22 protein-coding genes are annotated in these 25,103 nt (G+C 68.7%); 8 read left to right on the top strand and 14 right to left on the bottom strand.

Going from position 1 to position 25,103, the window contains the following annotated elements; translation table 11 throughout:
- The first annotated feature begins 54 nt into the window (after nucleotides 1-54).
- Nucleotides 55-999 carry an ROK family protein gene (locus EJL01_RS09055; RefSeq protein WP_125107206.1) on the top strand — a complete coding sequence of 315 codons (945 nt, stop codon included), beginning with the start codon at nucleotides 55-57 and terminating at the stop codon, nucleotides 997-999.
- Between the two features lie 270 nt (nucleotides 1,000-1,269).
- A complete protein-coding gene (locus tag EJL01_RS09050; protein ID WP_125107205.1) occupies nucleotides 1,270-1,638 on the top strand; it encodes a hypothetical protein in 369 nt (122 codons plus the stop codon).
- A gap of 123 nt (nucleotides 1,639-1,761) precedes the next feature.
- Here EJL01_RS09050 and leuS read toward each other — a convergent pair whose 3' ends face one another.
- The 6 genes from leuS to EJL01_RS09020 all read right to left on the bottom strand — a co-directional run bounded on the left by leuS (nucleotide 1,762) and on the right by EJL01_RS09020 (nucleotide 10,964).
- On the bottom strand, nucleotides 1,762-4,272 hold the full coding sequence (leuS, locus tag EJL01_RS09045; RefSeq protein WP_125107204.1) for a leucine--tRNA ligase: 2,511 nt from the start codon (nucleotides 4,270-4,272) through the stop codon (nucleotides 1,762-1,764).
- Between the two features lie 54 nt (nucleotides 4,273-4,326).
- A complete protein-coding gene (gene cydC, locus EJL01_RS09040) occupies nucleotides 4,327-6,000 on the bottom strand; it encodes a thiol reductant ABC exporter subunit CydC (protein ID WP_125107203.1) in 1,674 nt (557 codons plus the stop codon).
- Complete coding sequence (gene cydD / locus EJL01_RS09035; RefSeq protein ID WP_125107202.1) at nucleotides 5,997-7,754, bottom strand: thiol reductant ABC exporter subunit CydD; 1,758 nt, start codon at nucleotides 7,752-7,754, stop codon at nucleotides 5,997-5,999. Before cydD ends, cydC begins: the two co-directional genes overlap by 4 nt.
- 147 nt (nucleotides 7,755-7,901) lie before the next feature.
- On the bottom strand, nucleotides 7,902-8,426 hold the full coding sequence (locus tag EJL01_RS09030) for a YbhB/YbcL family Raf kinase inhibitor-like protein (protein ID WP_125107201.1): 525 nt from the start codon (nucleotides 8,424-8,426) through the stop codon (nucleotides 7,902-7,904).
- A 58-nt stretch (nucleotides 8,427-8,484) separates the two neighbouring features.
- Complete coding sequence (gene cydB, locus EJL01_RS09025) at nucleotides 8,485-9,537, bottom strand: cytochrome d ubiquinol oxidase subunit II (protein ID WP_125107200.1); 1,053 nt, start codon at nucleotides 9,535-9,537, stop codon at nucleotides 8,485-8,487.
- Nucleotides 9,537-10,964, bottom strand: coding sequence for a cytochrome ubiquinol oxidase subunit I (locus EJL01_RS09020; protein ID WP_125107199.1), 1,428 nt, complete (start codon nucleotides 10,962-10,964; stop codon nucleotides 9,537-9,539). The genes cydB and EJL01_RS09020 overlap by 1 nt, the downstream gene beginning before the upstream one ends.
- A 195-nt stretch (nucleotides 10,965-11,159) precedes the next feature.
- Between EJL01_RS09020 and EJL01_RS09015 the strand changes: the two genes are divergently transcribed.
- Genes EJL01_RS09015 through EJL01_RS09005 form a run of 3 tightly spaced genes read left to right on the top strand, consistent with a single transcriptional unit; the run spans nucleotide 11,160 to nucleotide 13,912 of the window.
- On the top strand, nucleotides 11,160-11,831 hold the full coding sequence (locus tag EJL01_RS09015) for a DedA family protein (protein WP_125107198.1): 672 nt from the start codon (nucleotides 11,160-11,162) through the stop codon (nucleotides 11,829-11,831).
- A gap of 10 nt (nucleotides 11,832-11,841) precedes the next feature.
- Nucleotides 11,842-12,579 (top strand): SOS response-associated peptidase, encoded by a 738-nt coding sequence (locus tag EJL01_RS09010; protein WP_125107197.1) that lies wholly within the window; start codon nucleotides 11,842-11,844, stop codon nucleotides 12,577-12,579.
- Nucleotides 12,580-12,616: 37 nt separating this feature from the next.
- Nucleotides 12,617-13,912 carry an App1 family protein phosphatidate phosphatase gene (locus tag EJL01_RS09005; RefSeq protein WP_241209154.1) on the top strand — a complete coding sequence of 432 codons (1,296 nt, stop codon included), beginning with the start codon at nucleotides 12,617-12,619 and terminating at the stop codon, nucleotides 13,910-13,912.
- Nucleotides 13,913-13,966: 54 nt separating this feature from the next.
- On the opposite strand, the gene EJL01_RS09000 is transcribed toward EJL01_RS09005, so the two are convergent.
- The 3 genes from EJL01_RS09000 to EJL01_RS08990 are packed head-to-tail and all read right to left on the bottom strand — an operon-like array spanning nucleotide 13,967 to nucleotide 17,054.
- Complete coding sequence (locus tag EJL01_RS09000; RefSeq protein ID WP_125107196.1) at nucleotides 13,967-15,481, bottom strand: sensor histidine kinase; 1,515 nt, start codon at nucleotides 15,479-15,481, stop codon at nucleotides 13,967-13,969.
- Complete coding sequence (locus EJL01_RS08995) at nucleotides 15,478-16,212, bottom strand: response regulator transcription factor (RefSeq protein WP_125107462.1); 735 nt, start codon at nucleotides 16,210-16,212, stop codon at nucleotides 15,478-15,480. Before EJL01_RS08995 ends, EJL01_RS09000 begins: the two co-directional genes overlap by 4 nt.
- A 5-nt stretch (nucleotides 16,213-16,217) precedes the next feature.
- The gene (locus tag EJL01_RS08990; RefSeq protein ID WP_125107195.1) at nucleotides 16,218-17,054 is read right to left on the bottom strand and encodes a DUF4956 domain-containing protein; all 837 of its coding nucleotides are present in this window, start codon (nucleotides 17,052-17,054) and stop codon (nucleotides 16,218-16,220) included.
- A gap of 467 nt (nucleotides 17,055-17,521) precedes the next feature.
- Between EJL01_RS08990 and EJL01_RS08985 the strand changes: the two genes are divergently transcribed.
- The 3 genes from EJL01_RS08985 to dnaE all read left to right on the top strand — a co-directional run bounded on the left by EJL01_RS08985 (nucleotide 17,522) and on the right by dnaE (nucleotide 21,297).
- Nucleotides 17,522-17,842 carry a DUF6504 family protein gene (locus tag EJL01_RS08985; RefSeq protein WP_125107194.1) on the top strand — a complete coding sequence of 107 codons (321 nt, stop codon included), beginning with the start codon at nucleotides 17,522-17,524 and terminating at the stop codon, nucleotides 17,840-17,842.
- A gap of 13 nt (nucleotides 17,843-17,855) precedes the next feature.
- A complete protein-coding gene (locus EJL01_RS13280) occupies nucleotides 17,856-18,233 on the top strand; it encodes a PHP domain-containing protein (protein ID WP_241209153.1) in 378 nt (125 codons plus the stop codon).
- 88 nt (nucleotides 18,234-18,321) lie between these two features.
- Nucleotides 18,322-21,297 carry a DNA polymerase III subunit alpha gene (gene dnaE / locus EJL01_RS08980; RefSeq protein WP_241209152.1) on the top strand — a complete coding sequence of 992 codons (2,976 nt, stop codon included), beginning with the start codon at nucleotides 18,322-18,324 and terminating at the stop codon, nucleotides 21,295-21,297.
- Here dnaE and EJL01_RS08975 read toward each other — a convergent pair.
- From EJL01_RS08975 to EJL01_RS08955, 5 genes are all read right to left on the bottom strand, one after another.
- Nucleotides 21,245-22,048: an alpha/beta hydrolase gene (locus tag EJL01_RS08975; RefSeq protein WP_125107193.1), complete on the bottom strand. Its 804-nt coding sequence runs from the start codon at nucleotides 22,046-22,048 to the stop codon at nucleotides 21,245-21,247. The two genes, dnaE and EJL01_RS08975, sit on opposite strands and share 53 nt — an antisense overlap.
- A 3-nt stretch (nucleotides 22,049-22,051) precedes the next feature.
- Entirely contained in the window at nucleotides 22,052-22,534 is a 483-nt protein-coding gene (locus tag EJL01_RS08970; protein WP_125107192.1) for a methylated-DNA--[protein]-cysteine S-methyltransferase, read from the bottom strand.
- A complete protein-coding gene (locus EJL01_RS08965) occupies nucleotides 22,534-23,025 on the bottom strand; it encodes a beta-class carbonic anhydrase (RefSeq protein WP_125107191.1) in 492 nt (163 codons plus the stop codon). Before EJL01_RS08965 ends, EJL01_RS08970 begins: the two co-directional genes overlap by 1 nt.
- Nucleotides 23,026-23,176: 151 nt before the next feature.
- Entirely contained in the window at nucleotides 23,177-24,109 is a 933-nt protein-coding gene (locus EJL01_RS08960; RefSeq protein ID WP_125107190.1) for an AEC family transporter, read from the bottom strand.
- A gap of 3 nt (nucleotides 24,110-24,112) precedes the next feature.
- Nucleotides 24,113-25,084: an AraC-like ligand-binding domain-containing protein gene (locus EJL01_RS08955; RefSeq protein WP_125107189.1), complete on the bottom strand. Its 972-nt coding sequence runs from the start codon at nucleotides 25,082-25,084 to the stop codon at nucleotides 24,113-24,115.
- Nucleotides 25,085-25,103 lie beyond the last annotated feature (19 nt).

Below are 25,103 nucleotides of genomic sequence, written 5' to 3'. Positions count from 1 at the left end.
AGACATGAACACAACTGACCGAATTCACTCGAACTTCAAGGAAGAGGCTCGCGGATGTCATCGACTGCCCCGACCGAGCGCGGCAGTGTGCTCGCCATCGACATTGGCGGCACGAAAATCGAGGCGGGCATCGTCACGGCCGAGGGCGCGCTGCTGCCCGACTCGCGCGTGCGCGTCGCGACCGGCGCGGCCGCGAACTCCGCCGAGGGCTTCGACTCGGCGCTGCGGGATGCCGTGGCCCAGGCAAGCGCGCACCCCGCGTTCGACGATGTGGTCGGCGTCGGCATCGGCTCGGCCGGGCCGCTCGACCTCGGCGCCGGCACCGTGAGCCCCATCAACCTACCGGGCGTGCGCGCGTTCCCCGTCGTGCGCACCGCGCGCGAGGCGAGCGGCCTGCAGCGCGTGAGCCTCAGACTCGACGGCACCTCGCTCGGCCTCGCCGAGCTCTGGCAGGGCGCCGCGCAGGGTGTGCGCAACGCCGTGATCTTCGTCGTCTCGACCGGCATCGGCGGCTGCGTCGTCACCGACGGCCGCGTCGTCGCCGGCGCGAGCGGCAATGCCGGCCACCTCGGGCAGATGGTCGTCGACGTCGTCGACCCCGAGCATCCCGAGCGCGCGACGGTCGAGGGCCAGGCCTCGGGGATGCACACGGTCGCCTGGGCGCGCGCGCACGGCTGGTCAGGCTCGACCGGCGAGGATCTCGCCGCCGCGCACGCCGCGGGCGACGAGATCGCCCTCGCCGCGGTCGAGCGGTCGGTGCAGGCGCTCGGGCGCGGCCTCGCGAGCTGCGCAAACCTGCTCAACACCGAGCTCGCCGTCATGGGCGGCGGCTTTGCGCACGTGACCGAGGACTACCCGGCGCGCGTCGAGCGAGCCGCGCACACCGCATCCGTCAACGAGTTCGGCCGAGCGCTACGGGTCGTGCGCGTGGGCCTCGGCGACGAGGCACCGCTCGTCGGTGCCGCCGCCCAGCTGCTCCACCCCGAGCTGCTCGCCTAAGCCTGCCTGCTCGCCGACACGGGGCCCATCCCACCCCATCAATCCATAGGTGTTGCGCTTGGCCCCATTTCGCGGCTGATTTCGCCGAAACTTGGGCCTCAACGCAACACCTATGTGTGCAGCACCGCGGGCGGGCGGCGAGCGGGCAGTCCAGTTGTTCCTTCCTGAACTGACTTCTCACGGATTCCGCAACCAGCCATGGACTCGGCCACAAAAAAAGCTAGCGTCGACACAGACCGCCGAAGCTGCCGCAAGTAGGAGTTCGACCGTATGTATTCAAACCAATCGTCACGCGGACTCCTCTCATCAATCGCAGCCGTCGGCGCGCTCACGCTGCTCGCTGGTTGCGCGTCATCGACGGCAATCAGCCAGGACGACTTCATCGAAGCTGCGGCCGACGCGGGGTATCGATGCACTGCGACGGCGCCAAATGACGAGCGGGTCACGACCATCACCACTTGCCGCAATGCCGACGACCAGGAGACCCTATTCATCGTGTTCGACTCCTCCGACGAGGTGCAGGGCGGAGACCTCATGTTCTACCAGGACGGCGACGAGATTGTGTATGGCGACGACTGGATCGTCGTCGGCGACGACAAATCTGATGTCGATGTACTCGCCACAATCGTGAACGGTTAACGAAGCTCCAACGCCATAGGTGTTGCGTTTGGCCCCATTTCGCGGCTGATTTCGCCGAACCTTGGGGCTAAACGCAACACCTATGGGGTGGGACGCGGCGTCGTAGGTGCGACGCCGCTGCGCCTACTTCGCGACGATGTTCACGAACTTCGGCGCCTTGACGATCACCTTGCGGATGGTCGCGTCGCCGATCGCACGCTGGGCGCCCTTGGCGTCGCGCGCGAGCTGCTCGAGCTCCGCATCCGTAATGTCGGGCGACACCTCGAGCTTGTCGCGCAGCTTGCCGTTGACCTGCACGATCGCGGTGACGGTGTCGGCCACGAGCAGCGCCGGGTCAGCCTCGGGCCAGGCGATGTGCGCGAGGGCACCGTCGCGGGTGTCGGCCGCGTGGCCGAGCCGCTCCCACATGTCGGAGGCGACGTAGGGCGCGAACAGGTCGAGCACGAGCGCGATCGCCTCGGCACCCTCGCGCACGGCCGGGTCGGCGGCGCCGGGGCCCTGGTCGATCGCCTTGCGGATCGTGTTCGTGAGCTCCATCAGGCGCGCGATAACGACGTTGTACTTGAAGCCCTCGCCGAGCTGGCGCACGTCGTCCCAGAAGCGGGCGACGGCGCGGCGCGTGTCGAGGTCACCCTCGCCAAAGTCCACCCCGGCCGGCGAGGTGACCTCGCCCGAGATGCGCCAGGCGCGCGCGAGGAACTTGCCCGAACCGGCGAGCGACACGTCGGCCCAGTCGACGTCATCTTCGGGCGGCGAGGCGAACAGCATGGTCGTGCGCACCGCATCCACGCCGTGGCTGTTCAGCTCGTCGCCGAGCTTCACCGAGTTGCCCTTCGACTTCGACATCTTTGCGCCGTTCATGATCACCATGCCCTGGTTGAGCAGCGCAGTGAAGGGCTCCTCGAACGGCACGATGCCGAGGTCGTAGAGCACCTTCGTGATGAAACGGGCGTAGAGCAGGTGCAGGATCGCGTGCTCGACGCCGCCGATGTACTGGTCAACCGGCGCCCACTTGCGCAGCTGCTCGGGGTCGAGGATCGCGTCGGCGTTGTTCGGCGACACGAAGCGCAGGAAGTACCACGACGAGTCGACGAAGGTGTCCATCGTGTCGGAGTCGCGCGTGGCCGCACGCCCGTCGGGCGTCGTCGTCTGCACCCAGCCCTCGGCGGCGGCGAGCGGCGACTTGCCCTTCGGCTTGAGGTCGAGGCCCGCGCCGTCGGGCAGGCGCACCGGCAGCTGCTCGGCGGGCACCGGAATCTCGGTGCCGTCCTCGTCGTACATGATCGGGATGGGCGTGCCCCAGTAGCGCTGGCGCGAGATGAGCCAGTCGCGCAGGCGGAAGTTCTTCGCGGCGCGGCCCGTGCCGCGCTCGCCGAGAATCTCGATCGCGCGGGCGATCGCCTCGACCTTGCGCAGGCCGTCGAGCTCGCCGGAGTTCACGAGTTCGCCGTCGCCCGCGAGGGCCTCGCCGCTCGCCTTCGGGTCGAGCTCACCCTCGGCCTCGTCGGGGCGCACGACAACGCGCACCGGCAGGTCGAATTCGCGCGCGAAGTCGAGGTCGCGCTGGTCGTGCGCCGGCACGGCCATGATCGCGCCGTGGCCGTAGTCGGCGAGCACGTAGTCGCCCACCCAGATCGGCAGGCGTTCGCCGTTGAGCGGGTTGACGCCGTAGCGCTCGATGAACAGGCCCGTCTTCGGGCGTTCGGCGTTCGCGCGGTCGATCGCGCTGAGCTTCTGCGTCGTCTCGAGGTAGTCCTGGAACTTCATGCGCACCTCGGCGGAGGCGCCCGCGACGAGCTCGGCCGCGAGGTCGCTGTCGGGCGCGACGACCATGAAGGTCGCACCGTAGAGCGTGTCGGGACGCGTCGTGAACACCGTCACCGGCTCACTGCGGCCCTCGATCTCAAACTCGACATCGGCACCCTCGGAGCGGCCGATCCAGTTGCGCTGCATGACGAGCACCTTGTGCGGCCAGTGACCCTCGAGCTGGTCGAGGTCGTCAAGCAGGCGGTCGGCGTACTCGGTGATGCGGAAGTACCACTGGTTGAGCTTCTTCTTCTCGACCACGGCGCCGCAGCGCTCACACGTGCCGTCGGCGAGCACCTGCTCGTTCGCGAGCACCGTCTGGTCGTTCGGGCACCAGTTCACCGCCGAGAACTTGCGGTACGCGAGACCCTTCTCATACATCTTGAGGAACAGCCACTGGTTCCAGCGGTAGTACTCCTCGTCGGAGGTGCGCAGCACGCGCGACCAGTCGAAGCTCACGCCGTAGCGCTGCATCGACTCGGCCTGCTGCGCGATGTTCGCGTACGTCCAGTCGCGCGGGTCGCCGCCGTTCTTGATCGCGGCGTTCTCGGCAGGCAGGCCGAACGAGTCCCAGCCGACCGGGTGCAGCACGTTGAAGCCGCGGTGGCGCCAGTAGCGCGCGCAGGCGTCGCCGAGGGCGTACTGCTCGGCGTGGCCCATGTGCAGGTCGCCCGAGGGGTACGGGAACATGTCGAGCACGTACTTGCGGGGAAGCTCGGCGTCGGCGCGGTCCACGTCGAATAGGGCAAGGTCGTCCCAGATGGGTCGCCATTTTGCCTCGAGACGACGGAAGTCGTACTCGTCTTCGCGGGTCACCTCAGTGGTCACTGCGTCCTCTTTCGAATGTGCCGGAGCCTACAAGCTCCCTATTCTAAGCCGCCGCTAGAGCCGAAGTGTGGCGGTGACGAGCGCGGGGTCAACCGGGGTGTGCGAAATGAGAATCACGGTGCGGTCGGCGGCGGCCGCGCCGAGCAGGTCGGCGACGAGCGCGTCGGCCCGGCCGGGGTCGACGTTCGCGGTCGGTTCGTCGAGAATCAGCACCCGGAAGTCGGCGAGCAGCGCGCGGGCGAGCGCGATGCGCTGGGCCTGCCCGCCCGACACGAGCGTGCCGCGTTCGCCGACCGGCGCATCCAGGCCGCCGCGCTCGCGCACCCACGCGCCGAGGCCGACGCGCTCGAGCGCGGCCGTGAGCTGCGCATCCGTCGCCTCGGTGTTCGCGAACAGCAGGTTCTGGCGAATCGACTCATCAAAGAGGTGCGCGCGCTGCTCGATGAGGCCGATGCCGCGGCGCACCGCGTCGGGCGAGAGCTCGCGCGCCTCGACACCGCCGATCGTGTAGCTGCCGCGGTAGTCGAGGAACCGCACGAGCGCGTTCGCGAACGTGGTCTTGCCGGCGCCGGATTCCCCCGTCACGAGCAGGCGGCTGCCGGCCGGGATGCGCAGGTCGAGGCCGTCGAGCACCGGCTCGCTCGCGCCCGGCCAGAGCACGGATGCGCCGCGCAGCTCGAGGTCGAGGGGACCGTCGGGTAGCTCGGCGCCGCCCTCGAACTCCTGCGGCAGCTCGGCGGGCACCTCGGCCGGCGCGGCCGAGGCGACACGCTGCGCCGAGACCCGCACGCGGCGCCACGCGGCGATGGCCTGCGGCACCTGCGCGAACACCTCGAACAGCGCGAGCGGCACGAGCGCGGTGAGGGTGAGCAGCTCGGGCGCGAGCTCGCCGCGCACCGTCGGGTCGATGCCCCAGAACAGCGCGCCGGCGGTCGCGAGCCCGGCGAAAACGGTGACGGTGCCCGTGACGACGCCCTCACCGACCGAGCGGCGCACGAGGGCGCGGCGCAGCTGCGCGTCGGCGTCGCGCACCTTCGCGAGCTGCGCGTCGAGGGCGCCGTAGGCGCGCAGGGTGGCGAGGTTCGTCACGGTGTCGTGGATGCGGTCGCTCAGGGCGCTGCGCAGGGGCGCGACGGCGCGGTCTGCCTGGCCCGCGATGCGCAGCTGCGCGCCCGTCGCAACGAGCAGCGCGGCAACGAGGCACGCGAGCAGCGTCAGCGCCGCGGGCCACGAGACGAGGCCGACGCCGATGACCGCGAGCACGGCGACGGCGAGCGACGAGACGAGCGGCTCGACGACGCGGAGCGGATAGAACTGCAACTCGTCGACGTCGTCGACGAGGCGCGCGAGCAGGTCGCCGCGGCGGGTCGTGCGCAGGCCCGCGGGCGCGAGCGGGATGAGTCGGTCGAGCAGGTCGACGCGCAGTTCGGCGAGCTGCCGGAACGACGCGTCGTGGCCCATGAGCTGCCGGAGGTAGCGGAACACGGCGCGGCCGAGCGCGAAGGCGCGCACCGCGACGATCGCCCAGCCGAGCCAGAGGATGTGAATGATGAGCGACGCGCGGGTGATGAGGTAGGCGCTCGTCGCGAGCAGCAGTACGACGCTGAGGCCCCAGAGGATTCCCCAGGCGATGGCCGGCCAGATGCGGCGCGGCGCGGGCAGCGCGGCGTCGAGCACACGGGCCTCATCGGCGCCGAGGCCGGGGACAAGTCGTTCGGCGATGCTCATGCGTGCACCTCCGCGGCCGCGAGGGTGACGGTGCGGTCGGCTGCGGCGAGCACCGGCCGGCGGTGGCTCACGACGATGACGATGCGGCCCTCGTCGGCGAGCCCGCGCATCGCCTCGATAACGCGCTGCTCGCGCTCGGCATCGAGGGCTGAGGTCGGCTCGTCGAGCAGCACGATCGGGCAGTCGCGGCCCTCGGCGCGGGCAATCGTGCGGGCGAGCGAGACGCGCTGCGCCTGGCCGCCCGAGAGGCCGTCGCCGCCGACGCCGAGTTCGAGCTCAGCGCTGATGCCGGTCGCGCCGGCGCGCGTGAGCGCGGCCTGGACTGCCTCGGGCGCGAGCGCGGGCTGGCCGAGTGCGACGTTGTCGCGCACCGTGCCCTCGATCAGGCCGGCGGACTGGCCCATCCAGGCGACATGCGTCGCGGCCTCGGCGTCGGGGATGGGGGTGGCGCCGAGCGCGCGGTCGGCAGCATGTTCGCCGCGGATGAGGTCGAGCAGCGTCGACTTGCCGGCGCCCGACTCCCCCGCGATCGCCGTGATCTCGCCGGGCTTCGCCGTGAAGTCGAGGCCCGCGAGGATCTCGCGGTCGCCGTAGCGCACCCGCGCGTCACGGATGCGCAGCTCGGCTTGGGGCCGCGGGGTGGGGCTGCTGGTGGTCGGCGGTGTGGTTGTGGTGTTGGTCGCCGCCGCCCTGGTAGTTGTGGGCGCGGCGGTCGAGGTCACGGTGCTTCCGTCTGCGGGCGCCGCAGATGCGGACGCGGATGCGGGCAGGTTGGTGGCGTGGGCGGGCGCTGCGCTGGCCTCCGCGTCGGCGCGTTCGACGAGCTCGAAGACGCGCTGTGACACCTCGACTCCCTCGGAGGCGGCGTGGAACTGGGCGCCGACCTGCCGCAGCGGCGCGAACACCTCGGGCGCGAGGATCAGCGCGAACAGGCCAACGAAGAGCGACATCTCGTTGTCGATGAGGCGAATGCCGATCTGCACGGCCACGAGCGCGACCGAGAGCGACGCGAACAGCTCGAGCGCGAAGCCCGAGAGGAACGTGACCCGCAGCACCTTCATGGTCGAGCGGCGGTAGTCATCGGTGACCTCGCGGATGCGGTCGCGCTGGCGACGCGCGCGGCCGAAGATCTTCAGCGTCGACAGGCCCTCAACAATCTCGAGGAACGCGTTCGCGAGGCGCGTCAGCGAGTCGAGCTGGGCGCGCTGCACGCGCTGCGTCGCGAGGCCGATGAGGATCATGAACAGCGGGATGATCGGGATCGTAATGATCTCGGTGATGGCCGACACCGGGTCGGCAAAGAAGGTGACGACGACGAGCAGCGGCATCGCGATGGCGGTGAGCAGCAACTGCGGCAGGTACTTCGCGAAGTAGGAGTCGAGCGCCTCGAGTCCGTGCGTTGAGAGCGTCGTTGCTTCGGCGCTCGAGACGCCCGAGCGCCCGCCGAGTCGCGCGAGCGCCGAGACGACATGGCCGCGGAGCTCCGACTTCGCGGTGGCGGCGGCGCGGGCGCCGGCCCACTCCATGCCCCACTGCGCGAGGCCGCGCACGACGACGCAGCCGACGAGCAGCCAAAGCGCCCAGGCAAGCTCGGCGAGGGGTTCGCCGGCGATCGCGCCGGTTACGCCGCGGGCGATGGCCCACGCGACGCCGACCATCGCGGCGGTCTGGAATAGCCCCAGCAGCACGCCGATGACGAGAAAGGCTCGCGACGATTTGGCGTATCGAAGCAGGCGCGGATCAAGGGGCTTCACGGTGCCCTCAGATTACCCGATCGCACCTGCGCGCCGGCCCCACACGACCACCCCATCTCCTCTCGGTACTGAGGGCAGTTGAGTGGTCAGTTTTTGTAGTTCTGGCGGTGCCAGAACTACAAAAACTGACCACTCAACTGCCTGCGGCTAGCGGTTCCAGGTGGCGGTGATGAGGCCGCGCGCGAGGGTGTGGCCGAACATGTTGAAGCCGAGCGCTGCCGGCGACGCGCCCTCGCCGAGGTCGAGCGTCGTGTCGAGCGCGTGCACCGCAAAGATGTAGCGGTGGTCGCCGTGACCGACGGGCGGGGCCGCGCCGACGAAGTTGAACACGCCGCCGTCGTTGCGCACGCTGCGCGCGGCGCTCGGCAGCGCATCCGAGTCGGCGGCACCGGCGCCAGCCGGCAGCGACGTCACGTCGGCTGGGATGTTGTAGACGGCCCAGTGCCAGAAGCCCGAGCCGGTCGGCGCATCCGGGTCCCAGCACGTCACCGCGAAGCTCTGCGTGCCCTCGGGCGCGGGGCCCCACTCGAGCGCGGGCGAGCGGTCCTCGCCCGTCGCGAGCACGCCGGCACTCACCTGCGCATCCGGCAGGCGGTCGCCGTCGGCGAAATCGGGCGACGACACCGCGAGCGCGGGCACCTCGGGAGTTGAACCGTAGACGTTGTCAGCCATTGCTACCTCCTGAAATTGGCTGCGAACATCCTCCCGCGGCCGCCTGAGCGCAACCGGCTCAGGCGATCGCGGGCGCCTCGGCGTGCGACTCGAAGTCGGTGCGCCGCAGCCGCTTGCGGAACGTCCAGAAGCTCCACCCCTGGTAGCCGAGCACGAGCGGCATGATCACGACGAACGACCAGAACATGATCGAGAGCGTCATGTCGCTCGCCGAGCCGTTCCAGATCGTGAGGTCGTCGCCGCCCGCGAGGTTGCGCATGAGCACTGGGAACAGCGCCGCGAACAGCGACCACACCGCGGTGATCACCGTGGCGCAGCCGAGCGCGAACGCGGCAGAGTCGCGGCGCAGCAGGTTGGCCACCCACGACGCCAGGAACGACACGACCGCCACGAGAGAGAGGATGAGCCCGGCGACCGAGAAGTACGCGGCAACGGTCCAGCCGAGGAACGCGAGCGCGAGCACCGCGACCGCGACGCCGACCCAGGTAGCCGCGCGGTGCGCGCGCTCCCGGAGTTCCCCATCCGTCTTGCGCGTAATGAAGGTGAGGCCGTGGTAGCTGAACAGCGCAAGCGTCGTCAGCCCACCGAGCAGCGCGTAGGGGTTGAGCAGGTCGAGCAGCGTGCCGGTGTAGTTGAAGTGGAACTCGAAGTTGAGGTCACCGACTGTCTGCTGCACCGACTCCATGGGCATGCCGCGCACGATGTTCGCGAACGCCGCGCCCCAGAGCAGCGCGGGCAGGGCCGAGCCGATGAAGATCATCCAGTCGAAGCTGCGCGTCCACCGCACGCCCTTGCCCTGGTGCCGGTACTCGAACGAGACGCCGCGCAGGATGAGCGCAAGCAGAATCAGCAGCAGCACGAGGTAGGCACCCGAGAACACGGTCGCGTACCACTCGGGGAACGCGGCGAACATGAGCGCGCCAGCGACGATCACCCAGGTCTCGTTCAAGTCCCAGATCGGGCCGATTGTGTTGATGAGGATGCGCCGGTCGGTGTCGTCCTTGCCGATGATCGGCAGCGCGATGCCAACGCCGAAGTCGAAGCCATCGAGTACGAAATACCCGATGAACATGAAGGCGATAATCCAGAAGAAAACGACCTGAAGTTCCATTAGTAGACGCTCGCTTTCACCTTGACGTCCTCGACGTTCTCGACGATGCCCTCGTCATTCACGCCGGGCACCTGGATGGGGTCGGACTGCGCCGCGCGCAGGATCAGCTTCACCTCGACGATGGCGAGGATGCCGTAGATGAGTGTGAAGGCGATGAGCGAGATGAGCACGCTCAGCCCCGACACGTTCGGCGAGACGCCGGCCTCGGTGGGCATGAGCCCGAACACGAGCCACGGTTGTCGGCCCATTTCGGTGAAGACCCAGCCGATGAGGATGCCCCAGAGCGGGAACGTCGCCGTCCAGATCGCGATCTGGTAGTGCCAGTTCTTTGTCGCGTAGTTCTTGCGTGTCACCCAAAGGCCCACGAGCGCGATGGCCATCGACGCCATGCCGAAGAACATCATCCAGCGGAACGACCAGTAGGTGACCCAGATGACCGGGTAATAGATCTGGTCGGCGCCATAGAGCTCCTGATACTGCGCCTGGAGGTCGTTGATGCCCTCGACCGTGCCGCTGAAGCTGTTCGTCGCAAGGAAGGCGGAGACGTAGGGCACTCGCAGCGACCACACCTCCTCGGTGCCGTCGGGGGTTCCGATCGAGAAGAGCGAGAACGAGGCGTCGGCGCCCGACGAGGTGTTCCACATCGCCTCGGCCGCCGCCATCTTCATCGGCTGCGTTGCGGTCATTGCGAGGCCGAGCTCGTGGCCCGAGAGCATGACGGCGAAGCCCGAGATGAGCACGGTCCAGAGCCCGAATCGCATGGCAGGGCGGAACACGTCGAAGTGCTGGCCCTTGCGCAGGTGCCAGGCCGCGACGCCGACGATGATCGTGCCGGCGAGCATCACCGAGGCGGCGAGCGTGTGCGGCAGCTGCGTCAGCGCGACCGGGTTCGTGAGCACGGCCATGAAGTCGACGAGTTCGGCACGGCCGGTGTCGGGGTTGAACTCGAAGCCGACCGGGTTCTGCATGAACGCGTTCGCGGCGAGGATGAAGTAGGCCGAGATCCAGGTGCCGAGCACGGTCATCCAGATGGTGAGCAGGTGCAGACCCGGCTTGAGCTTGTCCCACCCGAAGATCCACAGGCCGATGAAGGTCGCCTCCATGAAGAAGGCGACGAGGCCCTCGAAGGCGAGCGGGGCGCCGAAGATGTCGCCGACGAAGCGCGAGTAGTTCGACCAGTTCATGCCGAACTGGAACTCCTGCACGATGCCGGTGACGATGCCCATCGCGAAGTTGATGAGGAAGATGTTGCCGAAGAACTTCGTCAGCTGCAGGTACTGCACCTTGCCGGTGCGCAGCCACGCGGTCTGCCAGATCGCGACGCAGAGCACCACGCCGAGCGTGATCGGCACGAATAGGAAGTGGTACAGCGTCGTGAGACCGAACTGCCAACGCGACAGAATGAGCGGATCCAATAGTGCTTCCACAAGCGCTCCCTACAATCAACATGAGTGGGAAAGTGACGTTCGGAGACGCCGTGCCGAACAACTACAAATTGTAGAGCAATTCGTCAGCAAACGTTTAGATATCTCGACCTCGAGAATCTCGAACTCGAGCGTTGTAGCGCGGCAGAGCGGGCGCATCCACACCTCGTTCTCATGCTTGTTGCCTAGGCTGTCGAGATGCTCGCCGACCTGCTCAACACCGTCATCGACACGGTGCAGGGCATGAACCTGTGGCTCGTTGCTGGCATCGCATTTCTTGGCCTGCTGCTCGAGACGAGCCTCTTTGTCGGCTTCCTCGTGCCGGGCGATGCGACGTTGCTCGTCACCGCGACGAGCGTCACGAGCTTCGAGCGCTGGGGGCTCATCGTCATCGCAGCCGTGCTCGGCGCACTCGCCGGCGAATCGATCGGCTACGCGCTCGGCCGCTGGCTTGGGCCAACGCTGAAACGCTCGTGGCTCGGTCGGCGCATCGGCCTCGAGAATTGGGCGCAGGCCGAGACCCTGCTCGCGCAGCGCGGCGGGCTCGCGGTGTTTGTCTCGCGGTTCTTGCCGGTGTTCCACTCGCTCGTGCCGGTCACGGCCGGCATGGCACGGATGCGCTACCGCAAGTTCATGGCATGGACTCTGCCCGCCTGCCTGCTCTGGGCGGTCGCCTACGTCTCGGTCGGCGCCTTCGCCACGTCGAGCTTCCAGCAGCTCAGCACGCAACTGCACTGGGCCGGGTTCATCTTCGCCGCGATCATCGCCGTGTTCGTGCTCGTGATGTGGCTCGCCAAGCGGTGGCTCTCGAAGCGAGTCGCCACCCAGCTCGCGGCCGACACGAAGCCCGACCCAAGCACGGTGCCCTAAGCTCGGCGCCATGTGCGGCAGATTTGTGGTGGCTCGCGCCACCGGCGAGCTCACCGCCGAGCTCGACATCGAACGGGTCAGCGACGACGCACCCGGTACCTCCTACAACGTGGCCCCAACCACGCGCATTCGCGTGGTCGTCGACGCGCCCGCCGACGAGCCCGTGCGGCGCCTCGAAACCGCGAAATGGGGGCTCGTGCCGAGTTGGGCAAAGGATGAATCGGTCGCCGTGCGTGCCTTCAATGCCCGTAGCGAGACGGCAGCGTCGAAGCCCACATTCCGGGCCGCGGTGAAGCAGCGCCGCGCCGTGATTCCCGTCGACGGGTACTACGAGTGGCACACGCGGGCCGACGGCAGCAAGCAACCGTTCTACGTGCATCCGCCCGGCGAGAGCTCACTCCTGTTCGCCGCCCTCTACGAGTGGTGGAAGCGCCCCGACGTGGCCGAAGGCGAGGATGCCTGGCTGCTGTCGGCGACGATCCTCACGCGGGCGTCTGCGACCGACAAGCTGCAGTGGCTGCACGACCGCACGCCAGTGTTTCTCGACCGCGGCGACGTCGACGAGTGGCTCGACCCGGCGGTGGCCGGCAACGGCGAGCTCGTCACCGACTTCGCCGACCGTGCGCTCGCGGTATCGGAGACGCTGCAGTTGCGGCCCGTCGGCAAGCGCGTCGGCAACGTGCGGGAGAACGACGAACACCTGATCGACGAGGTCAAGCCCGAGGCCGCGGCGGAGTCCGCCGAGTGAGTTTCGCTCGTTTGCGTGGGCGTGCAAGGATGTCGCAGTGACTCCAGCCGCGAAGCAACCCCGCACGCGACGCTCCATGCTGGAGCGCATTCCGTTCGTCGAACTCGCCGTAAGCAATGCGTTTCGCATGGAGGACTCGTTCAAGCAATGGCGGATGCGGCGGGCGCGACGACGCGGCGATGTCGAGCAGGTCGAGGCCTACACCGGCTACGGTTCGACGAGGCAGGTGCGCGTGCTCGGGCGCGTGCAGATGGTGCCCGAGGCGGTGCGACGGTATGGGCTGATGCGGCGGTTCGTGCTGCTGCGGCTGCGTCGCAGCAAAGAGCGTTCGGTGCGCGGCTGGCGCAGCTTCGTGCGCGTCGCGGTGCCGAATTCGACCGTGAAGGTGCGAATTGAGGGGCACGAGTTCGACCTCAAGGCCGATCGCGGCGGCGTGCTCGACGGCACCTTCGACGTACAGCTCGAGCCGGGATCGCACGACGTCGTCTTCGAGACCGTCGACGATCAGTTGTCGACGTCGCAGGTGATCGTCGCGCCGGACGATCAGCAGGTGGGCATCATCTCGGATATTGACGACACCGTCATGGTGACCTCGCTGCCGCGTCCGCTGCTCGCGGCCTGGAACACATTCGTCCTCGACGAGCATGCCCGCATGGCGGTGCCCGGCATGAACGTGCTCTACCAGCGACTCATCGAGAAGTTCGGCGCCGGGTCGACCCCGTTTATTTATCTCTCGACGGGGTCCTGGAATGTCGCGCCGACGCTGAGCCGCTTTCTCAGCCGCAACCTCTACCCCTACGGGCCGCTGCTGCTCACCGACTGGGGCCCAACGACGAAACGACTGTTTCGCTCGGGCACCGAGCACAAGCGCACGAGCCTGCGACTGCTCGTCGAGACGCTGCCGCACGTGAAGTGGATACTCATTGGCGACGACGGTCAGCACGACGAGTCGATTTACGGCGAGTTTGCCGCCGAGTATCCCGACCACGTGCTCGCCGTCGTGATTCGCCAGCTGTCGAACACCGAGTCGGTGCTCGCGGGTGGCGGGCGGGCAGTTCGGCGCGGTGGCGTCGGCGCGTGCGGGTGCCGTGGGTGCACGGCCCGAACGGTGCCGCGCTCGTGCAGGAGCTCGCGAAGTACGGGATCCTCGACTACGACGAGCAGGCCGCCGAGTTGGTCGATCTCTCAAGGTCACTTGCCGACAAGCGCCTCGCGCGGCCGCTCGTGCGGCGCGAGGGTGAGGTCTAGGCGGCGCTTGGTCGCTGGTGCTGGTGCTGCTGCTGGTGCGCGAGTTCTGCGCGCTGCCGTAGCAGCGCATCCGCCCGCCCTTTGATGCAGTTTTCTACGAATGACGCGGTTACAACCGCAGCGATCGTAGAAAACCGCGTCAAGACGCAGGCGCCGCAGCCGCCGGCGCCGCCGGCAACAGCACCGTGAACACGGTGTGGCCGGGCCGACTCGCGACCTCGAGCGAGCCGCCGTGCGCCTGCACGATCGCCTGCGAAATCGCGAGGCCGAGGCCGCTCGATCCCTGGCCGGATGCGCGGGTGCGCGACGCATCCCCGCGCACGAAGCGCTCGAAGATGTGCGGGGCGACGTCGGGGTCGATGCCACCGCCAGTGTCGGTCACCGTGAGCCGCACCCAGCGGCCGCTGTCGGTGCGCGGGCCGGTCGCGCCGTCGGCGAACGACGTCGCGAGCGTCACCCGTGTGCCCGCATCCGTGTGCACCGCGGCGTTGCGTAGCAGATTGCCGAGCACCTGCGCGAGCGCCGTGCGGTCGCCGATCACCTCGAGCGACTCTGCCTCGGCGTCGAGCCGCCACTCGTGGTCGGGATACGCGACCGCGGCATCCTCGAAGCAGCCCAAGACGACCTCGTTCGCGTCGAGCCGCACGTGCGTCGGCTGCTGGCCGGCATCGAGTCGCGCGAGCAGCAGCAGGTCCTCGACGAGCGACGACATGCGCTGCGAAGAGCCCTGGATGCGGTCGAGACTCGTGCGCTGCTGCTCGCTGAGACGCTCGGGCTCGCGGGCGGCAAGCTCGGCGTAGCCGCGCACGGCGGCGAGCGGGGTGCGCAGCTCGTGGCTCGCATCGGCAACGAACTGGCGCAGCTTTGCCTCGCTCGCCTCGCGGGCGCCGAGCGCATCCTCGACGCTGACGAGCAGGCGGTTCAGGGATGCGCCGACGCGGCCGACCTCGGTGCCCGGGTCGGTGTCTTCGGCCGGCACGCGCTCGGGAATCGTGACCTCGCCAGCCGCAAGTTCCTTCTGCGAGACGCGCACCGCGGTGTCGGCGACCCGCTCGAGCGGGCGCAGCTGTCGCGCCACGAGCGCTGACGCACCGGCCCCGACGAGCGCTATGGCGACGGCCGCGACGAGCGTGTAGATCGCCGCGAGCAGCCAGGTCGTCGCGAGCACCTCATCCGTCGGCACCCCGACGACCGCGATGACGCCGGACGGCATCGAGTCTGCCTTCACTCGCACGACGCCGATGTCATCGACATCGACGGTCTCGGGCGTGCCCGGCTCGGAGTCGGCGACCGCCTGCAGCACCTGCTGCAGCTGCGCGGTCGTGAGATCGGCAGTATCGCCCGAGCCGTCGGTGTACTTCGCCTTGAGCACCGTGCCGCTGCCCGAGCCCGTGCTGAGCAATTGCACGACGATCGTGTCGAGCTGCTGGCCCGCCTGATCGAGCGGGTCGGTCTCGGGCTGCTGGCCAGACTGGTCGATGCTCGTGATGAACGGCGCGCGCAGCAGCTGGTCGAGCCGGTCGTCGAGGCGATCACTCAGGCTGCGATAGAGCACCGTGATCGAGAGCACGCCGACCGCGATCGCGAACAGCGCGACGATGCCGACGATGCTCACGACGAGCCGCCGGCGCAGGGTGCGCGGCTGGCGGGTCATGCCTCTTCGCGGATCGTGTAGCCGACGCCCCGCAGGGTGTGGATGAGCGGCGGGCGACCCGCGTCGATCTTCTTGCGCAGGTACGAGATGTAGAGCTCGACGACGCTCGTCTTGCCGCCGAAGTCGTAGCCCCACACTTCGTCGAGCAGCTGCGCCTTCGAGAGCACGCGGCGTTGATTCTGCATGAGGTAGCGCAGCAGTTCGAACTCGGTGCCGGTGAGGGTGATGCGCTCGCCCGCTCGCGTCACGTCGTGAGTCTGCTCGTTGAGCTCGAGGTCGGCGAGGCGCAGCACTGACTCGGCCTCGGCCTCGATCGCGCCGAGGTTGCGGCGCAGCAGGGCGCGCACGCGCACGACGACCTCCTCGAGACTGAACGGCTTCGTCACGTAGTCGTCGCCACCCTCACCGATGCCTGCGATCCGATCCTCGACCGCATCCTTCGCCGTGAGGAACAGGATCGGCACCGAGTTGCCGCGCTCGCGCACCCGACGCATGACCTCCATGCCGTCGAGGCCGGGCATCATGATGTCGAGCACGACGATGTCGGGCGAGAACTCAGTGATCGCGTCGAGCGCCTGGCGGCCGGTCGCGACGACGCGCACCTCGAGGCCCTCGGCGGCAAGGGTCATCCGCAGCAGGTCGGCGAGGTATTCCTCGTCATCGGCAACCACCGCCCTGGCGGGGGTGCCGTCAGGGCGGATGAGCTGTGGGCGTGCGCCGGTTAGAGCCATGGTCATTATTTAACCTGCTCGGGCGCGGTGATGGGCGGGAGGAACACCGGCACGACCGGCTTCTTCTGGCGCGGCTTCGGGGCTGCCGGCTCGTAGTCGACGACCGGGTCGGGCTCGGGGATGAAGTCGAGCGGCAGCGTGATGGGCTCGGCGTCGTCGAAGGGCGCGTCGAAGATCGGGTCGGATGCGGGGGTTACGGAGGATGCTGCGGCTGCGGGGGTCGCTGCGGCTGCGGCGTCTGTGGTTGCGAATGCCCTGCCCGCTGATGCGGGGGTTGCGGTTCCGTACGCGGGCGCGGCGCTTGCGAAGCTTGCGGCGGCGGGTGCGGGGGTTGCGGCCGCGTAGGCGACTCGGGCGAATGCCTGGGCGGTGACGGACGTACCAACGACGACTGCGGATGCGGGCTCGGCCTCAGCCTGCGCATCCGCCTTCGCGCGGGATGAGCGGGTTGCGATCGCGAGGGCCCAGTCGAGCAGACCAGTAGCAGCGACGGTCACGAGCACCGCGGCGAGCTGCGCGAACGGCACGACCGTGGTGAGTCCGGCGGCGAAGCCGATGACGACGGCGGCCGAGGCGTAGAGCACGTCGCGGGTGCTCAGCGTTGTGAACTGAAGGTGCACGAAGCCGAGGAGGCCGGCGAGGGTCGCCGCGAGTGCGGCGATGACCTCGGCGCCCGCGGCGAGCGACGAGACCGTGAGGAGGGTGGTGGCAGCGAAGGCGAGGACGTTCACGCTGAGCAGCGGCAGGATGAGCTCGGTGCGGTGCCGACGACGGGTGAACAGGGCGAAGCTCAGCACGCCAATGGCAGCAAGGTTCGCGGTGAGAAGTAGCAGCGCGATCATGGTGAGTCCTTCCCTCGGATTTGGGGGTGCCGCTGTCGTGCGACGCTCTTAGTAAGCGGCGTGAAGCTATGCGCGAGCTATGCCGAGCGCATGGCTCGCTTAGGTGCGCATCCGGTGTTGCCCGACTCGTGCCCGTGCCCGCGATCCCCGCGCTGCCACCCCGCGCATCCGCCCACGCGTGTGATGCGGTTTTCTACGAGGGCTGCGGTTGTGGGTGCATCGTTCGTAGAAAACTGCGTCGGAGCTTTCGCGGATGCGGCGGATGGGCGGGGCACGCAGCGCGGATGGGCGGGGCCGCGCAGCGCGGATGAGCGGGGCGGATGTGACGGGTGGGGCGGGTGTGAAAAGGGAGCCGCGCATGGGCGCGGGAGCGGCGCAGAATCGGCTAGCGGGTCGGGAGCTCGTGTCGTAGGCTACTCGTACGGTGAATCGAACAGATGTTTGAAACACTCACCCTTGGAGGACCCATGCTCATCGGCGAACCCGTCGACGTTGAACTCTCGCCGAGCGGTGCGCCCGTGCGATTTTTTTGGCGCGGCAGCACCTACGGCATCATCAGCGCACCCGAACCCTGGCTGGCCCGCGAGGCCTGGTGGCAGACGACAGACCGCGCCACCCGCGGGTCAAACACTCCCCTCGAACGTGAGATGTGGCGGGTCGACGCCGTGCCACTGCGCGGCATGCTGCAGCCCGGCGACACGAGCTTCGACCTCTGCCGTCAGCGCGACGGCAGCTGGCAGCTCGAGCAGGCATGGAGCGGCGAACTTGACGAACGGTTGTTCGCATAAGATGCCTGATTTCGTGCACCTGCACGTGGCCTCGGCGCACTCGAATCACCACGGCACCAACACCCCCGAGCAACTCGTTGCCCGGGCGGCGAGCTGGGGTGCGCCCGCCGCAGCGCTCACCGACCGCGACGGGCTCTACGGCGCGGTGCGGCACATCCGCGCCTGCATCGCCGCCGGCATCGCGCCGATCGTCGGGGTCGACCTCGCGCTCGCGCCGCAGCCGCGCGCCGAGAGCCACGGGCAGGAGCACGAACACACCCCGGCATCAGCCACCCCCCCCCAAAACACCACCCGCCGACGCCAACCTCCCCCGCGTCACGGTCCTCGCGCACGGTGGGCTCGACGGCGCCGGCTGGGCGAGCCTGAGCCGGCTCATCTCGGCGGCGCATAAGCCGCCGCGCGGTACGCCCCCCTCGCGCGAGTGGCGGCCGAAGCTGCCGGCGTCGCGGTTCGCGCCGTTCCTCCTCGGCGAGCACGAGGTGCAGGGCACGGTGTTGCTCGGCCCGAACTCCGACGTCGGGCGCGCGCTCGTGCGCAGCGACCACGTCGTCGCGCGGGCGCGGCTGCAGCGCTGGCAGCAGCAACTGCCCGGGGCCATCGCGGTCGAGCTCGTCTGCCACCTCACCGAGCCCGGCTCCTCCGCATCCCTCGGCCACGCGGCCGCGATGCTCGAGCTCGCGAGCGAGCTGCGCATCCCCGCCGTGCTCACCAATCAGGTGCGCTATCTCGACCCCGACGACGCCCTCACCGGCGACGTGCTCGACGCGGCCGGCGCGCTGCGCCCCCTCGACGAGCTGCCCGTGCAGCCGAACGGGCAAGCCTGGCTCAAGCCGGCGAAGCGAATGCACGCCCTCGCCGAACTCATCGTCGCGCGCACCGGGCTCGGCGGCCACGCTCGCGACCGCCTGCTCGCGACCACGAGCGAGCTCGCCGAACGCTGCATGCTCGACCCCGACAAAGATGTGCGCTGGCGGCAACCGAAGACCCCCGAGCCCGAGGCGCTCGGCATCCGCGACGACCCGAACCTCGTGCTCCGGCGGCGCTGCGAGGCGGCGCTCAGCGAGCGGTTCCCCGACGCCGTCGGTGAATCTCGGCGCGTGCTCGACGTTCGGCTGCGCGACGAGCTCGGCACGATCGAAGGCTTCGGCTTCGCCACCTACTTCCTCACGGTCGCCGACGTCGCCGAACTCATCCGCGACCGCGGCATCCGCGCCCAGGCCCGCGGCTCAGGTGCCTCAAGCCTCGTGAACTACCTGCTGCGGGTGTCGAACGTGAACCCGATCGAGCACGACCTCCTGTTCGAGAGGTTCCTCGGCCACAAGCGTTCGACGCTGCCCGACATCGATATCGACGTCGAGTCGGCCCGCCGGCACGAGGTGTACCGCGCGATCTTCGCGAAGTACGGCTCGAGCCGGGTGACGCTGCTCTCGATGCACTCGACCTACCGGGCGCGCGGCGCCGCCCGCGACGCTGGCCTCGCGCTCGGCCTCGACGAACACCGGGTCGACGAGATCGCGAAGTCGCTCTGGCGGTTCAATGCGGGCGAGTTCCGGGCCGTGCTCGAGCAGAAGCCCGAACTCGCGCAGCTCGCGACGCAGGCGCGTGGCGACCGCGACCTCAACCTACTCATCGACCTCGCCGAGCGGCTCGACCGGCTCCCCCGACATCTCTCGATGCATCCGTGCGGCGTGCTGCTCGGCAACGCAAGCCTGCTCTCGACAACGCCGGTGCAGCCGAGCGGCATCGGCCTGCCCATGAGCCAGTTCGACAAGGACGACATCGACGACCTCGGCCTGCTCAAGCTCGACGTGCTCGGCGTGCGGATGCAGTCAACGCTCGCGTACTCGGTTGGCGAGATCGAACGGTTGCACGGGCCGCAGGCGGCGGTGCGCGGCGGCCTTGCGCCCGACACCCCGTACGTGTCGGCGCAGGGCAAGCTCGTACTCGACGAGATCCCGAAAGACGACGAGGCGACGTTCGAGCAGATCCGCACGACGCACACGCTCGGCATGTTCCAGATCGAGTCGCCCGGGCAGCGGGAGCTCATCGGCAAGATGCAGCCCGACGTCTACGACGACCTCATCGCCGACATCTCGCTGTTCCGCCCCGGCCCGATGAAGGGCAACATGGTCACCCCGTTCCTCGAGGTGAAACACGGCTTCGCGACGCCGAACTGGCTGCACCCCTCGTTCCGCCCGTTCCTGCGCGAAACGTACGGGGTCGTCGTCTACCACGAGCAGGTGTTGCGCATCCTCCACACCTGCATGGGCATCTCGCTCGCCGACGCCGACGAGCTGCGGCGGCGCATGGAGAAACAGGGCGAGGACATCGAGGAGCTATTCCGCACGAAGACCCGGCGCAACGTCGACGAGCGCGGGCGACGACGCTTCACCGATGCGCAGATCGACGCGATCTGGGAGGTGCTGCGCGGCTTCGGCTCGTTCGGTTTCTGTAAGGCCCACGCGGCCGCCTTCGCGCTGCCCACCTGGCAGAGCGCGTGGCTGAAGACCCACTACCCTGCCGAGTTCTTCGCGGGCATCCTCACCCACGACCCGGGCATGTACCCGAAGCGGCTGCTGCTCGGCGACGCGCGGCGCATGGGAGTGCCGATCCTCCCCATCGACGTCAACGCCTCGACACGCGAGTTCGTCGTCGAGCGAGTGCGCGCGACGCCGCCGGGATGGGCAACGCGGCGAGGCGACCTCGGCATCCGACTCGCGCTGAGCGACATCCGCGGCATCACCGACCCCGAGATCGACCGCATTCTGCAGCAGCGCCCCTACGAGTCACTCGGCGACTTCATCGCCCGCGCCCGCCCCTCGCGGCCACTCGCCGAGCGGCTCGCGCTCATCGGCGCGCTCGACTCGCTCGAGTCACAGACGCTCACGCGCGGCGAGTTGCTCGCGGCCGTGCGCCGCGCGCCGCGCGCGAAACCGCGAGAGACCAGCCCGGATGCGCTCGAACTGCCGCTGCAACTCCACGGCTCCCACGCGGCGGTCGAGGCGAGCGGGGCGCCCGAACTCGACTCGCGCGAGCGCGTGCAGGCCGAACTCGAGGTGCTCGCGCTCGACCTGTCGGAGCACGTGATCGACGGCTACCGGCCGTTGCTCGACGAGCTCGGGGTGACGCCGGCCGAGCAGCTCGCGAGCCTGCGCGGCGGCGCCGAGGTCATCGTCGCGGGCGTGCGCGTCGCGACGCAGACCCCGCCGATGCGCACCGGCAAGCGGGTCGTGTTCATCTCGGTCGACGACGGCACGGGCTGCGCCGACGCCGCGTTCTTCGACGAGGCACAGGAGCGCAGCGGCGACGTGCTCTTCGGCACCCCCCTGCTACTCATCCACGGCACCGTGCGACGCACCGGCGAGCGTGGGGTGTCGGTACAGGCCGAGTCGGCCCGCGACCTCAAGCGAGCGTGGGAGGAGTACTCGCTGCTCGCGCAGCATCGCGTTCCATAATCGCCCGTAGCTCGCGGTCGATGATGTCGTGCACGCGGCGGTCGGCGAGCAGCAGATTGTGACCGAGCGCGCGCACCGTGCGGTTGCGGCCGTTCGGCAGCACGCCCGGATAGCCGACGATCTGGTCGTAGAGCGGCATGATCGAGGTGATGCGCGCATCCACCTCGTCGCGCATCGACAACGCGAGCTGCATCGGCGTGCCGGCGCGCAGGCCGATCATCTCGCGCGCGATCGGGTTTGAGCCGTGGATGTACCGAGCCGCCTTCGCGCCCGCGAACGGCGACGAAATCGCGACGGCGCCGATCGTGTGCTCGCCCACGAAGTCGTCGAGCAGCACCTGCTTCGCGATGAGCCCGCCCTTCGAATGGCCGACGAACAGCACCCGCCCGTACTCGGGATGCGCGAGCAGCGCCCGCTCGACGATCGCGGCGAGCGACGCGACCGACTTGAGGTTCCAGCCGAGCTGCGGCAACACGATGACGCGATAGCCGCGGTCGGACAGCGCGTCGAGCACCGGCCGCATGTATCGCCACGGCGTCGACAGACCCGCGAGCACGACGACGGCCGGGCCGCCGTCACGCCAGCCGCGTGACCGCGGCGAATACCGGGTGCGCACGCCCGCCGACGTCAGCAGCGGGGCCATGCCGAGCAGCCCATCGAGCTGGTGGAGCGTCCAAAACGCGCTGTCGACCACGACCGAAATCGTCTTCAGCCGCGCCCAGCGCAGCCGTTGCCGCCAGGGTTTCGCCACGCCTCAGTCACGCACCTCGAGGTCGAGGAGCGCGCGCTTCATATGCTCACCGCCGCCGTAGAGCCCGACATCGCCGTTCGAGCGGATCACCCGGTGGCAGCCGCCGAACAGCGGCAGCGGGTTATGTGAGCAGGCGGTGCCGACCGCCCGGGCCGCGCGCGGGCGGCCGAGCCGGTCGGCGAGCTCGCCGTAGCTGTACGTCTCGCCGTAGGGAATGTCGACGAGCGCGCGTTGCACCTCGCCGCCGAAGCCGTCGGAGGCCTGCGACCAATCGAGGGTGACCTCGAAGCGCTCCCGCTCGCCAGCGAAAAACTCCCCGAGCTGGGCGACGCCGCGCTCGAGGTGGGCCTCTGCGATCTCAGAGCCGACGTGCGGGCCGAAGCCGAGCGGTGCCGAGCCGGGTAGCCAGACGCGGCAGATGCCCGCATCCGTTGCCTCGACCCCGACCTCGCCGATGAGGCTGTCGACGACCCGCGCTGCGAACACTAGCCAGCCTCGACCTCACGGAGCAGGCCGGTGTCGACGTCGGCGACAAAGCCGCGCACGTTCTTATGCTGAATGAACGGCGACTGCATGATGCGCCGAATCGACTCGCGCACCGAGGCATCGACGTCCTTGAACGACTCGGCCTTCCAGTGCGCCCGCGCGCCGGTCTCACGCATCAGCAATTCGTCGAATTCGTCCTCGCTGAAGGTCGATAGACCGCAGTTCGTGTGGTGAATGAGCACGACTTCTTCGGTGCCGAGCATGCGCTGCGAGATCGTGATCGAGCGGATCATGTCGTCGGTGATCACGCCGCCCGCGTTACGAATGATGTGCGCCTCACCGAGGTCGAGGCCGAGCATCGGGAAGATCTGGAGGCGGGAGTCCATGCAGGCGACGACGGCGACCTTGCGCTTGGGTCGAAGTTCGCGCGGCCCCGGGTAGCCCTCACCATAGACGCGGTTTGCTTCGAGCATCTTGTCGGTTTCCGACATGAGCCTCCCTTTCGTGTGGCCGCTGGCGCGATTGACCAGTCGGGCTAATCGTACGCGACGGCTGGCGGCCGGTAGGGCTGCGCAACCGGGCCACCGCGAGCCGGGCCGGCCAGCGCATCCGCCCGCCCTCTCGCCGTGAGCGCGGCGCGCGCTACGGGTGCAGCAGCAGCGTGACGACGAGAATCACCGGCACCGACAGGATGGTCGTGAGCAGGATGCTCTCGCGCGCGAGCGACTCACCGACGTGGTAGTTCGCAGCGTAGTTGTAGATGTTCTGGGCGGCCGGCAGCGCGGCGGTCACGACGACGACGAGGACCATCGCGTCGTCGAGACCGAAGACAAACTTGCCGAGGAGCCACGCGAGCACCGGGTGCACGAACGACTTGAGCAACGTCGCGGTGAGCACCTGCCAGCGATTCTGGCCGCGCAGGGGCATCGCGTTGTCGTGGAGCGACATGCCGAACGCCATGAGCACGGCGGGCACGCTGATGCCACCGACGAGCTCGATCGGGTCGAGCAGGAAGTTCGGCACGGGCACCGAGAAGATGTTCAGGAGTAGGCCCGACAGCGCGCCGATGACGACGGGGTTCGTGAACGGGCGATAGAGCATCTGCCACCAGCGCAGCGTTGGCGCCTGCGGGTCGCGACCCGCGATGTCGAGCACCGAGAGCATGACCGGCGCGAGGATGAGCTGCTGCACGAGCATGACGGGCGCGACGAGCGTGCCGTCGCCGAGCACGTAGACGGCAATCGGAATACCGAGGTTGCCCGAGTTCACGAAGCTCGAGGCGAGGGCCCCGACCGCAGCGTTGCCGGTGCCCCAGCGGAAGATGATCGCCACGACAGCGAACAGCACCGCCATGATGACCATGCAGATCGCGGTGACGAGAAACTGGCCGCTGAAGAGCACGTTGAGGTCGGCGCTGAACATGAGGCCGAACAGCAGGGCCGGTGTCGCGACGTTGAACGCGAGCTTGTTGAGCATTTCGCGGCCGCGGTCACCGAGTAGACCGACGCGCTGCATGATGAATCCGACGAGAATAATGAGGGCAATGACGCTGAAGCCTTCAAGTACTCCCGTCACGCACTACTCCCTGTCGATGCTGCTGCGCCGCAATTCGTCGAGTGCCGTCTTGCGGTATTGCCGCGGTGAGACACCGTATGCCAGCTTAAACGCATTCGAAAAGTGGGTCGCGTCGGCAAAGCCCCAGCGCTCGCCCACAGCGCGAATCGCGTCGGTCAGTGCCGGGTCAACGAGGTCGCGGCGCGCCATCTCGAGGCGGCGCTCGCGAATCCAGGTCGACACCGAGCTGCCCTGCTCCTTGAACAGCGAGTGCAGCGTGCGCACCGAGATGAAGTGCGCGTCGGCGATCGTCTGCGGCGTGAGGTCGTGGTCGGACAGGTGCGCCATGATGTAGTCGCGCACCTCCATGAGCTGTGCGAGCTGCGCGTTCGCGCGGGTCGGCGCTTCAATGCCGAGGCGCTCGGCGACGGCCGCCGCGATGAGGTCGACAACGGTGTGGGCGAGCGCGAGCCCGCCGTGGCCCAGCAGCACCGACATGTCTTTCGCGACGCCCGCGAGCATCGGGCCGGCGACGCGGCCGATGCCCTCATCGGCGGGCACCTTCATGCCGGCGATCTCGATGAACGCGCGCGGCGGCAGCGTGAGCAGCTGCTGCGGCACCATGATCACCATGTACGTGCCATCGGCGAAGTCGCGGTCATATGGCAGCGCAGTGTCATAAATCGCAAAGTCGCCCGCTTCGAGCACCGAGTCGCGGCCGAGCTGTCGCAGGCGCGACTGGCCCTCGATCTGATTGACGACGGCATAGAAGGGGTCGCCACCCTCAGCGAACAGGCGCGACGATCGGCCAGAGGAGTGCGGGGTCGACGTGATCGTGAAGAAGCGAATGCCGCCGACGACCGCGGCGCGGATGCGCGCCCGATACTTCTCGGGGTCGGGCGCCGTGACGGCCATCGGTAACAGCAGCTGGGTCATGATGTGACCCCACTCTTCGACGCCGACGACCTCGAGGTCGGTGACCGATTTCTGCGTCATTGCTGCTTCCTTCTCACGT

Origin of the sequence: Gulosibacter massiliensis, from assembly GCF_900626105.1 — a bacterium.
GTDB lineage: Bacteria > Actinomycetota > Actinomycetes > Actinomycetales > Microbacteriaceae > Gulosibacter > Gulosibacter sediminis.
The sequence above is the reverse complement of the archived record's forward strand: the minus strand, read 5'-3'. Positions and strand labels throughout refer to the sequence as shown.